Annotated in this window: 8 protein-coding genes, 1 tRNA gene and 1 pseudogene; 2 read left to right on the top strand and 8 right to left on the bottom strand. The window is 60.4% G+C overall.

The features are described from left to right. Window positions 1-1100, top strand: a 1100-nt coding sequence (locus tag EN749_RS04940) for a chromosome segregation SMC family protein (protein WP_145990877.1), incomplete at its 5' end; no start/stop codon positions are given. A gap of 260 nt (window positions 1101-1360) precedes the next feature. Here the strand turns inward: EN749_RS04940 and EN749_RS04935 are convergent. The 4 genes from EN749_RS04935 to EN749_RS04920 all read right to left on the bottom strand — a co-directional run bounded on the left by EN749_RS04935 (window position 1361) and on the right by EN749_RS04920 (window position 5798). Next, window positions 1361-1576, bottom strand: coding sequence for a hypothetical protein (locus tag EN749_RS04935; protein WP_127810992.1), 216 nt, complete (start codon window positions 1574-1576; stop codon window positions 1361-1363). 183 nt (window positions 1577-1759) lie between these two features. Next, window positions 1760-2128 (bottom strand): hypothetical protein, encoded by a 369-nt coding sequence (locus EN749_RS04930; protein ID WP_127810991.1) that lies wholly within the window; start codon window positions 2126-2128, stop codon window positions 1760-1762. Between the two features lie 187 nt (window positions 2129-2315). Further along, on the bottom strand, window positions 2316-3110 hold the full coding sequence (locus EN749_RS04925) for an alpha-2,8-polysialyltransferase family protein (protein ID WP_245491262.1): 795 nt from the start codon (window positions 3108-3110) through the stop codon (window positions 2316-2318). Between the two features lie 1050 nt (window positions 3111-4160). After that, window positions 4161-5798, bottom strand: a complete 1638-nt coding sequence (locus EN749_RS04920) for an ABC transporter substrate-binding protein (RefSeq protein WP_128362652.1) — start codon at window positions 5796-5798, stop codon at window positions 4161-4163. Window positions 5799-5926: 128 nt separating this feature from the next. Between EN749_RS04920 and EN749_RS04915 the strand changes: the two genes are divergently transcribed. Beyond that, window positions 5927-6826, top strand: coding sequence for a LysR family transcriptional regulator (locus EN749_RS04915; RefSeq protein WP_127810990.1), 900 nt, complete (start codon window positions 5927-5929; stop codon window positions 6824-6826). An 89-nt stretch (window positions 6827-6915) separates the two neighbouring features. On the opposite strand, the gene EN749_RS04910 is transcribed toward EN749_RS04915, so the two are convergent. The 4 genes and pseudogenes from EN749_RS04910 to EN749_RS04895 all read right to left on the bottom strand — a co-directional run bounded on the left by EN749_RS04910 (window position 6916) and on the right by EN749_RS04895 (window position 10820). Next, window positions 6916-7788, bottom strand: coding sequence for a phytanoyl-CoA dioxygenase family protein (locus EN749_RS04910; protein WP_245491260.1), 873 nt, complete (start codon window positions 7786-7788; stop codon window positions 6916-6918). Between the two features lie 168 nt (window positions 7789-7956). Further along, window positions 7957-10047: an O-antigen ligase family protein gene (locus tag EN749_RS04905; protein ID WP_128362650.1), complete on the bottom strand. Its 2091-nt coding sequence runs from the start codon at window positions 10045-10047 to the stop codon at window positions 7957-7959. Between the two features lie 226 nt (window positions 10048-10273). Beyond that, window positions 10274-10348 (bottom strand) — tRNA-Gln (locus EN749_RS04900). Window positions 10349-10476: 128 nt separating this feature from the next. Beyond that, window positions 10477-10820 (bottom strand): annotated as a pseudogene (locus tag EN749_RS04895) (VOC family protein). Between the last annotated feature and the right edge of the window lie 63 nt (window positions 10821-10883).

Genomic DNA, 10883 nt, shown 5'->3' with positions numbered 1-10883 from the left:
GCGCCGAGCGCAGCAATTGGCTGGAGCGGGCCGAAAACGCCTCGACGCAGATCGCATCGCTCGGCGAACGCAGAGCCGAGGCCGAGGCCGAACGCGAGCGGCTGGCCGATGCTCCCGATGAAATCGACGCCAAGCGGCGTGCCTTGCTGTCGCAGCTCACCGAGGCCGAGAGCTTGCGCAAGGCGGCGGCCGACCGTCTGCAGGAAGCGGAGAACCGGCAATCCGAAATGGACAAGGCCGCCACTGGCGCCATCCAGTTCCTGGCCGAGGCGCGCGAGACCCGCGTTCGCGCCGAAGAGCGGCTGACCGCGGCCGACGAGCGCCGGCTGGAGATCGAGGCGCGCATCCAGGAAACGCTGAACACGCCGCCGCATCTGGTCATCCGCCACACCGGTCTGGAGGCCGACAGCCCGATGCCTGAGATGGCCGAGATCGAGCGTCAACTCGACAGGCTGAAGATCGAGCGCGAACGGCTCGGCGCCGTCAACCTGCGCGCCGAGGAGGAGCAGAAGGAGCTATCCGACCGGCTGGAGGCGATCGTCTCCGAGCGCGAGGACATCATTGAGGCGATCCGCAAGCTCAGGCAGGCGATCCAGAGCCTCAACCGCGAAGGCCGCGAGCGGTTGCTGGCCGCCTTCGAGGTCGTCAACGGCCATTTCCAGCGGCTGTTCTCGCATCTGTTCGGCGGCGGCACGGCGGAATTGCAGTTGATCGAATCCGACGATCCGCTCGAGGCTGGCCTCGAAATTCTTGCCCGCCCGCCCGGCAAGAAGCCGCAGACCATGACGCTGCTGTCCGGCGGCGAGCAGGCGTTGACGGCGATGTCGCTGATCTTCGCGGTGTTCCTGACCAATCCGGCGCCGATCTGCGTGCTCGACGAAGTCGACGCGCCGCTCGACGATCACAATGTCGAGCGCTTCTGCAATCTCATGGACGAGATGGCGGCCACCACCGAGACGCGTTTCGTCATCATTACACACAATCCCATCACCATGGCGCGCATGAACCGGCTGTTCGGCGTGACCATGGCCGAACAGGGCGTCAGCCAACTGGTGTCGGTCGACCTGCAGGCGGCCGAGGCGATGCGCGAGGCAAGCTGACCCAGGTCGCGCTGCCTGGAGCGGGGCCTCAGGAGCATTCCAAAAAGTGTGTAGGTGGCCTTCCGGGCGACAAACAAGCAGTCAGGGCCGCGGACTGTGCCTGTGCGAATGATGCTTGGCCGAGGACCAGACGAAATAGAGCGATCCCAGTTTCAGCACAGGCACCCTGCGATCCCGCTCGCGATCACGCAGTTCGCGGTAGGTCTTCACCTTCAGTGTGCCCCCGGCAATCTGATTCGCAAAGCCATGATGCATAGAGCTTACGTGCTTTCTCCAGTCGACGGAATGTTCATTTCAAGCTCCTCGTTAGTATTCGAGCTCTTGGAGGGTCGATCGGGAATTGTACTGGGCCACCAGATGACGAAATATTTGCCAAACTGCCAGGCCGGGACTTCGCCCTTGTGCTCCCGTCGCCGCAACTCATGACGTTGCTTGACCTTCAACACACCACCCGGAAGCCTGATCTTGATCGTCATCGTCCCTCAATACTGATGGCGCGCTTCCTGGGTGCCGCGCCCGAAGCTTCATCTGTCCGGCCAAGGTAGAAAAAACCGCCCACTCTCGGATCGGACCGTTGCAATCCGATTTCGCCGAGTCAATGGAGCCGGGGGCGAACTCCTCTGGCTATCGGCCCCGTGCACAAAGGCTTGAGAACAGGCTCAACCTCTGCGCCGCAAGATCCAGTTCACACAGATCACGGCCACGAGGCCACACGCGATGCCGACGCAATCGGCAACCCAGTCGGACACGTCCAGATCACGTCGTATCAGCGCCGTGCCCTGGAGGACCTCGATCGCCGCTCCAACAACTGCAAGGAAGACGATCAGCCTGACCTTGCGATCAGGCCAGCCGAGCCCTCCAAGGAAAGTCATGACGGCAAAGGCGCTGGCGTGATTCAGCTTGTCGTAATGGAAACCGATATCGATCCCGTACTCCTCGAGTCCGGGTATAGGCACCAGTGCAAGGACAAGAACAGCGACAAGCGTGCTGAAAAAAGCAATCCGTTCGGCGGCTGGATGAAGTCTCATTCTGCTCCAATCTGTGCCTGCCCGCCGCGAAGGTCGAAACCAGCTCGGTATTGGCGGTTCAGGCTGAAACTCAGATCGACGGCGTTGTCTTTCAAAGCCGCAATTTTTGCTTGAGCCTTTTCAGCCAGGTCTGTTCCGCCTCATCCTGGTCTTGATGCGCCGGGACGTAGCGCGGCGTTGCCGCCGTTCAACGGATTCCCGTCTGCGTCTCGTTCAAAGAGTGGAGTGCTGAAAAGGGCTCCGCATAGGCTTTCACCATTTCGCTCATTAGAATATCCGCGCCAGTCATCAGGGGGATCAAGGTTTCCGCAAATGTGTATGTTTTGATGCCGTAAAGCCACTTCAGGTAGAGAAGGGCAGCTGACGTGCCGGAGACGCACCCAACAATGTTCATCCGGGATACGACAAGCTCTATCGGATATATGTGCGGAAGGTTCGCCTCCATGATCCTGGTGCTGGCGTCGGCCGTCACATTGCCGATGGTATCCAGCAATTCGGGGAAGAAGGGCGTGCTTATTCTGGGATGTTCCTTCCAGACGACGTCGTATCCTCTCTCAACGATCTGCTCCGCAATGCGTCTATAGATCGCCGCCTCTTGCGCGTACGACATTATGCCGTTTCGCGACAATGCCTGGCCGAGCAGCAGGATCCGTGGGTTGGCTGACGCACGGCAATGTTCATTGCCGTCGGAAAGCGCATCCCTGCAGGCTTCATCTATTACGTCGCGCATCAGCGAAGCGCCGACCTGGAATCTTGGTATGTTCTCCAGAGCATCGTGAATGGGGATTTCGTGGAGCAAAGAATAAAACTTTGTCACCCGTCTCAGATGGTGTCTTTCTATCTTGTCGGCCGCTTTCCTCAGTCGGAACGCCGGTGAAATTGTAGAGAGTCCTGCAATCAAGGCTCCGGTGATGCGCCGTCTAAACCTGGTGCCTGGCGGCCGTGACATGGTTGATATTTCGAATGGAAGATATGACGTCAAGCCATCCTCATACAAAACGATCTCGGCTTCTGGGTATGATTTTCCGATGGCCGGTTAACGAAGCAGGCCCAGATTTCAACCGCGGAACTCGCGTCGATGCCAATTGTGTCTCGGATCAGACGATGGATCCGGAAAATTTGCAGTTGCCCATATTTACGCTCGGACGTCAGAAGGTCGTATGCCCATATGATCCGTTTCCAGGTCCATACTGTCGACGCAAGTTCAGCAAGACCGGTCTTGAAATGCTCGGAAACGCCGGCCGTTTCATAGAGCAGAAGGTAATCCTCATGCTCCTCACCCGCCGGGAAGCTTCCATCCATTGTTGACTGGCGAAGAGAGGCAACCAGGCTGAGCAATTGCCAGCTGCCAAAGACGCAGCATATTCGAACTGGCAATTTAAGGTCTCCAGATAGGATGGAAATAACGCCGCATGTTCCGCGATCTCAACCGCAAAATTGCTTCATGTCCGAAGACCGTGTGTGGCTCGGGGCGTTTCGCCAGCTTCATAATACTGCCTGTCGTCGACCGGAAAATATCTTGCAGATATTGGCGTCCAACGCCCGAGACAGGCTGGAGTTCCGCGCAATAAGCAGGCGAATTCAGTTCGATTGAGCGGCAGAGACCTGAGATCTCTAAACATCAGGCGGCGGCAGACCGCTCATGCGGCTCGATCTTGCCGCTTCGGTTCCTGTCGGCACCAAGAGCGCGAATTCTCCCGGTTTTCGGGAAGGTCGTTGCCCGGGAAAGCGGGTTTCACTTCCATCTTTCAAAAGTAAGCTCCAGCCATGAACCGGAGCTTGATGATGACAGAGGCGGAAACCAGAATGTTTCACACGCTTGATGTGCCAGCCGGTCCGGTGCGCTGGCCCGGGATTCCGGCCGACCTGCCAAGGTATGGCGCGTGTGGCCGCACCTGCGCATCATGCCCGATGCGAAGCCCACACTGCTCCTCGAACGCCCTTGATGCCGACGCTTCGGCGCAACTTTCCCGGTGAGCAGGCGATGGGCGGCGCCGGAAAATGCGCCGCCTGTCGGAAGGGTTGCCCGCGATCAGGCCGCGAGCCAGGCCCGGGTGAAGTCCTGCTCATAGGCTTGATGCATCTGGTAACCCATCAAGGCAGGTTTCATATGGCAGAACAGCTTTCGCCAGTAGGGCTGAACGATGATGCCGGAATCCTGCAGCATGACCTGCAGTTCCTTCATCACCGCACGGCGCTGCTCCGGATCGGCGATGGCGTTGGCCTTGTGGACCTTGGCATCGAAGTCGGGATCGGCGAACCCTGTCTCGTTCCATGCCGAACCGGTCTGGTAGGCAAGCGCATAGGTCTGGATGCCGAGCGGTCGGGCGTTCCAATTGGTGGTCGCGAAGGGATACTTCGTCCAGTCGTTCCAGAATGCCGATTCCGGGATGACGGTGCGTTTCACCTTGAAGCCCGCGTCGCGCATCTGCTGGGCGACGGCATCGGAGCTTTCCTTGCGGTAATCGGCTTCGACCGAGATCAGATCAAACTCGAAATCGAGCTGGCCAGCTTCCTCGAGCAATGCCCTGGCCCGGGCCGGATCACGTTTGATCGGCGGCAAGTCGGCGTGTTCGGGATGCATCGGTCCGACATGATCGTTCTGCGCGACGATACCCATGCCGTCGGCGCCCAGTTGCAGCACCGCTTCGTTGTCGACCGCAAGCTGTATGGCGTTGCGCACGCGCTTGTCGTCATAGGGTTTGGCGTTGACGTTGCAGCGCGAGACCAGGGTGGCGGCGGTGACGATCTCGCTTTTCTTCAGGCCCAGCCTGTCGAGCATGGCGACGTCATAGGACTGCGTCTGGCCGTTCAGGTCGATCTCACCGGATTCGAAGGCGGAGACGGTGGCGGCCGAGTCGGTGCCGTAGTCGGTCCAGTCGATGCCGTCGAGGAACACCTCGCCGCCCCACCACGACCCGTCCGGCCGCTTGCGCACCGAGGCAGCAACGCCGACATCGAGTCTTTTAAGCTCGAACGGGCCCGTGCAAACGGGGTTGGCCGACAGTGGCGCCGCCTTCGGATTGAATGTGTGGTGGACGATCAATGCCGGATAGTCGGTCATCGCTGGGATGATGGTGATGTCGGGCTGAGACAGTTTCAGGACCACGGTGTGGCCGTCGCGAACCTCGATGGCGCCAGTGCGCGCCACCTTGGTGTCGGGATCGATCAGCGCGGTCATGCACCCGGCCATCGAGTTGCCGGCGGCATCCTTTTCGCACCAGCGCGTGATGTTGAAGGCAACATCTGTTGCGGTGAAATCGTCGCCGTTCGACCACTTCACGCCCGGACGCACCTTGAGCACATATTCCGTCGCGTCCGCATTGATCTCCCAGCTCTGCAGCAGCACCGGCTCGAAGGTGAAATCCGGCTTCCAGCGCACCAGCGGTTCGAGAAACTGCATGGCGATGTTGCCCATCTGCGAAACCTTGAACTTGCGCGGGTCTTCCAACGCCATCACCTGCATGGCAACACGCACCACGCCGCCCTTCCTGGGTTGGACGACTTCCTCGGCCCGCGCCGGGACCGGCTGACCGATGAGCCCATAGGCAATTGCCGTGCTGGCGCCGAAGGCGCTGGCCAGCGCCAGGAACTCGCGGCGGCCAAGCGCGCCGCTCTTCGCGCCTTTCGCAAATGTGCCGATCGCGGGATGAAGGGGTCTGGATGTCATATCGGTTCTCCCATTGTTGATTTTACGCCCAAATTCGGTGGAATGCCCTTGCCGCGTCGTTGCTGGGCGCTGTTCTCTACAGGACGCAGCCGATGGCGGCGGGGCCGCGACGGCGAGGGGAAGGCAAGATGAATCTTCTGACGGCGATGCGGGTGTTCGATCGGGTCTGCCTGCTGGGCAGCCTGTCGGCGGCGGCGCGCGATCTCAACATGTCGACGACGGCCGTCAGCCGCACCATCAAGGAACTGGAAGACGACCTTGGCGTCCGGCTCATCAATCGCACCACAAGGCGTCTCAGCCTCACCGAGGCGGGCCGCGACTATGCTCCGCGTGCCCGCAGCCTGCTCGACGACATTTCCGAACTGCAGGATTCGACGCGCGGCCTGCACAAGGAGACGCGCGGCCTGATCCGGGTTTCCTGCTCCAATGTTCTGGGCCACACGCGCATAACCAAGCTGGTGCCGAAATTCCTCGAAGAAAACCCGCTCACCACGATCGAGTTCGACCTCACCGCGCGTTATGTCGTCGGCATTGTCGAGGAAGGCTACGATGTGGCCATCCGCTTCGGCGGTCAGGCGGATTCCGCCCTGATTGCCCGCCGGCTTGGTGAAGTCCGCAATTATGTCTGCGCCACGCCCGATTATTGGGATGCAAACGGCCGTCCGGTCCACCCGGATGAGCTGGCAAGCCATTCCTGCGTGCTGAGCAATTTCGCCAAGCGCCTTGGCACGTGGCCATTCATCGGACCCGACGGCCCTTTCGATGCGGCTATCGGCGGGCGCATCTCGACCAACAGCGTCGAGGCCGCCTACCAGATGACCACCGCCGGTTTCGGCATCGGCAACCTGCCCAGCCTGCTGGTCGACGCTGCAATCAGGGACGGCCGGCTGGAAGTGCAACTGGATGAGTTTCGCCCCGGCTCCAGCCCGATCTACGCGCTCTATCCGCACCGCACCTATATTGCGGCCAAGGTGCGCGCGTTCGTCGATTTCCTGATCCGCGAACTGTCGGCCGACTTCACCGCCTGAAATGCTGCCCGATTGTCCATGGCCAACGCCGCCAGGGGCCTGGCGCGAACGCCAGGCCCCCTCTGCCCCCGTCGCCCGACGCGGCAGCGTCATTTCCACCAGGCGGTGGTGTCGTACATCGGTCCCGGCTCCTCGAAGAGCTTTTCGTATTTGCACAGTGCCGGCGTCTTGCCGAGCGGCACCGAAACGCCGTCCCTGAACGCCCATTCGCCACGTTGCGTCGTATCGGCCCGCACATAGCTGGACAGCGCAAAGGCCCGGTCGTGCCGCGATTTGTTGGGCGAGGAGCCGTGCACGGTAAGCAGCCCCCATAAAGCAAGGTCGCCCGGCTCCAGCACCAGCGGAACGATGGTCGCCGGGTCGATGCCGACTTTGCGCAACTCTTCTTCGGCGGTCAGGCCCTTCATCAGCTCGCCGGTTCCCTCATCCGACAGGCCGAGATAGCCGAGCTTGTGGCTGCCGGGCACGACCTGAAGGCAGCCATTGTCCAGCGTCGCCCGATCGACCGCGAGGCCTGTTGTCACGGTGGCGTCGGCGACATTGTCGAAGGCCGCCTGGTTACGGAAGCGCAGATCCTGGTGGAAGCGATAACCCGTGACATTGGCGCCGGGCGGCTTCCAGTGCAGCTGTTGGGCGATCTGCCTTATGTCACGGCCGATCAGGCTCTCGAGCAGCTTCAGATAGTCGGGATTGCGGCGGAATTCTTCGAAATAGGAATTGATCCAGGAAAACCAGTAAGCCTGCAGCACATAGCGTTGGCCAAAGTCCGATTCAGGCAGGATCTGGAAATTCAGGTTGCCGTGCCGGAAGGTGGCGTGATGCTTGAGGCCTTCGGCATAGATTGCATCGGTTTCCTTCTTCAGCCGGATCATCTCGTCGCCGTCGACGAATTGTCGAACGACCGCGTATCCTTCCTCGCGGTACTGCTCCACCGCCTCGCGTGCCTGCCTGTCCGTCAGCATGTCCGTGACAACCCCTGTCTGTGATCCGTGTCGATCGTAACGAAGGGGTTGCCGGCGATAAGCCATCGATTTTGGCATCGACTTTCCCGATTATCGGGAAATTGAGCGGGGCGTCAAAGGTGGATTGGTCGCAATCGGCTGGTCAGATACGTGCTGCGCCGGCAGGCCCTAAAAATAGGTCCGCGGCGCGACAAGGTTCTTCTGCTGGCGAACATAAAAACAATAGAAGCCGAACGCTGCGGCAAACCACATGAAGGCCTCGCCCATGGCCAGCCGGTTGTTGGAATTGGTGAGGATGGTTAGGGCGAAGAAGACCAGTGTGGAGATGTAGCAGGACCATGCGGCCGGAGCGACGAGCTTGGCTCGCCTGGCCAGCAGAACCTGCCTGGCCGACCAGGTGTAGAGAAAGGCAAAGAACGCCAGTCCGACCACCCCATAACGCACGGCAATCTCCAGATAACCATTGTGGAAGACATTGAAGATCATGGGATGATAGGTTCTGTTCTGCCATTCGGTCAGCCAGCTGGAACTGGCTCCGAAGATCGGGTGGCGCTTCCAGATATTGATCGCATCCGCCCACAGCATCAGCCTTTCCTTGGCTGCAAGCGGAACCGCGTCGCTCGCGATGGCGCGGTCGAAGGCGGGGAGGACCCCATGCCTGAACACATCCGGAACCAAGGTTTTGACGAATGCCATGGTATCGTCGGCGGTGGACGAGAAGATGTTGTGTGCCGCGACAATGCCGGCCGCCACGATCACCAGCACGCCACCCGAAACCAACAGTTCGCGGCGATGGCCTCTCGCCAGGGTCATGACCGCCAACAAGAGCAGAGCGAGCGCAAGCGCAAGCCACACTCCCTTTGAGCGCATCTCGATGATGTTGACGAGGGCAAGCAGCAGGACGGCTGTCGACAGGACCCAATGCAGGTTCTTGGTTGCTTTCCCGAGGTCCGTTCTCTGGGCCGAGTAGGCCATGAATTGCAGCGTGCAGAGGAAGATGAAACCGGCCGCCACCGACGCGTGGATGGGATTGTTGAAAAGCCACGGGGCCGGTTGGATGCCTTGAAACATGTCCGAATAGAAGGTGTCCGCCGCCAGGAAGACGAGACTGAGGATCATGAACCAGAGCACGAGCCGTGCGGGTTGCCTGACAAACAGCAGAAACGCGAAGCCGGTCGTCGCATAGAACAGCGGAAACATGTAAATGCCTTCGGCGCCACCCAACTGGTGGGTGCCGAAATAGACGATCGCCAGTCGGATGAAGACATAGAGCGACCAGCCCAGACAGAGAAAGCCGACCCAACCGATCAGCGGTTTGCTGTAGGTCCACAAATCCACTCTGAACCAGCGGATGACCGCGACCAGGGCCAGCGCCAGGCCCGCATAGCGGTAGGTGTCGGCCTCGCGCCACACCGCGGAGACCAAAGCGAGAATGGCGAATGCCGCAAGCAACAGAAGCAAGGTGTGGCGAGGCGCGTTGTCCTTGGCATCATCCAGGGCATCTCGCGGCAGAGGGGGCGGCAGCAGGACGTGATGCAGGCGGCGCAGCTCGTCGCTGGCCCGCAACACCCCGGCACGTAGCCGGCTTGGCCCGCCCAGCCTTGCGGATTTGTAGCTTCCCGAGGGACCGGCTATGCCCGAAATCCCACTGCTGGCGGCGAAGCCAAGCACGTTTTGGCGGACCGAATAGACTTTCAGGCCGGTATCCCAAAAGCGCTCGAGTGCGACGTCCCATGGCATTTTCATAACGGCGAGCGCCGACAACAGACCCTGCGCGCCCTCCCTGGTCACCAGATAGGCGGCGGCCGAGCCTTGCGGGCCATGCAGCGCACGACCGATCTCGTCGCCTTCCACTGTCTCGACCGCGCGCATGAAGAAGCTCATGCGATGGTTGGTCAGCTTGATGACGTCGAAATCCGGCACCGCCGCGATGATGGCCTCGATGCGCCGCATGGTATTCTCGCTGAAGAGGACGTCGTCCTCGACAATCAGGCCATGGGCGCTCCCTCCGGCCAGGAACGTTTCCAGCGCCCGGATATGGCTGCGGTAACAGGCATATTCGCCCGAAAGGATGTCGCGCCCGCTCAGCTTGCGCGCGGCTGGCAGATCGATCTCCGTCCAGTCTTTTTCAGCGAGAGCCCGACCGTCGACGGCGGCAATGCGCTGCAAGGTCAGTCCTGCCGCTTCGGCGCTGGCGAGCAATTCGCTCCAGCGCTGGGTCTCGCGATCGAGGTTGATGGCGAAGATAGGAAGGTTCATTGAAGTTCCATGTTGAGCCGCCACCCACCTGGCCGACCTATGTATGGAAAGAAGGAGATGTTCAAGGCGACACTGTACAGATCATGTGCAAATGCGGACCCGAATTTGCCGCGATGGCGTTGGCTCATCTGGATTTATGAAACAGTCGAATTATTAGCTGATCGGCTTCATGCAAGATCGCAAAGGTCCTCTCGGGTCCTATGTGTCCGGACGGACCTTCGCGGGATGGCTGGGGCGCCAGGATTCGAACCTGGGAATGTCGGTACCAAAAACCGATGCCTTACCACTTGGCGACGCCCCAATTGCCGTCAGAGTCGCTTGTGCGGCGCGTTATTAGCAGAGCAGCCAAAAAGCACAATCCTTATGAGTGACGGTTGGAACGCTCGAATTGGGCAGGCAACGCAGCGCTGGCAAATGATATGCAGCGGGCTATTCGGACCACACCGCCATATCGTTTCCGGCTGGATCGACGAAGTGGAAGCGCCGGCCGCCGGGGAACGGGAAGATCGGTTTGACAATCGTGCCGCCGGCGCTTTCGACAGCGTCGAGGGTTTGCTCCAGATCCCTGCTTAGAGCACGGGCAGCGGCTTTGATGGCGCTTCCGCGGCATCTGCCTGAAAGCCTACGTCCAGGCCTTCGGCAAAGGCCGAATAGGTCGGCCCATAATCGGTGAACGACCAGGCAAAGGCGGTACTGTAAAAAGCCTTCAGCCGGTCCAGCGTTCCACCGGTCGCGGGCATTTCCAGATAGTCGAGTTTTCCGGGCAGTTTCATGGCGCACCTGTTTGTTCACTGTATGTTCTACCCCAGAATTCCTGACTTGGCAAGTCTTTTTGC

It is taken from the genome of Mesorhizobium sp. M7A.F.Ca.ET.027.02.1.1 (assembly GCF_004022985.1).
In the GTDB taxonomy this organism is placed as follows: domain Bacteria; phylum Pseudomonadota; class Alphaproteobacteria; order Rhizobiales; family Rhizobiaceae; genus Mesorhizobium.
The sequence above is the reverse complement of the archived record's forward strand: the minus strand, read 5'-3'. Positions and strand labels throughout refer to the sequence as shown.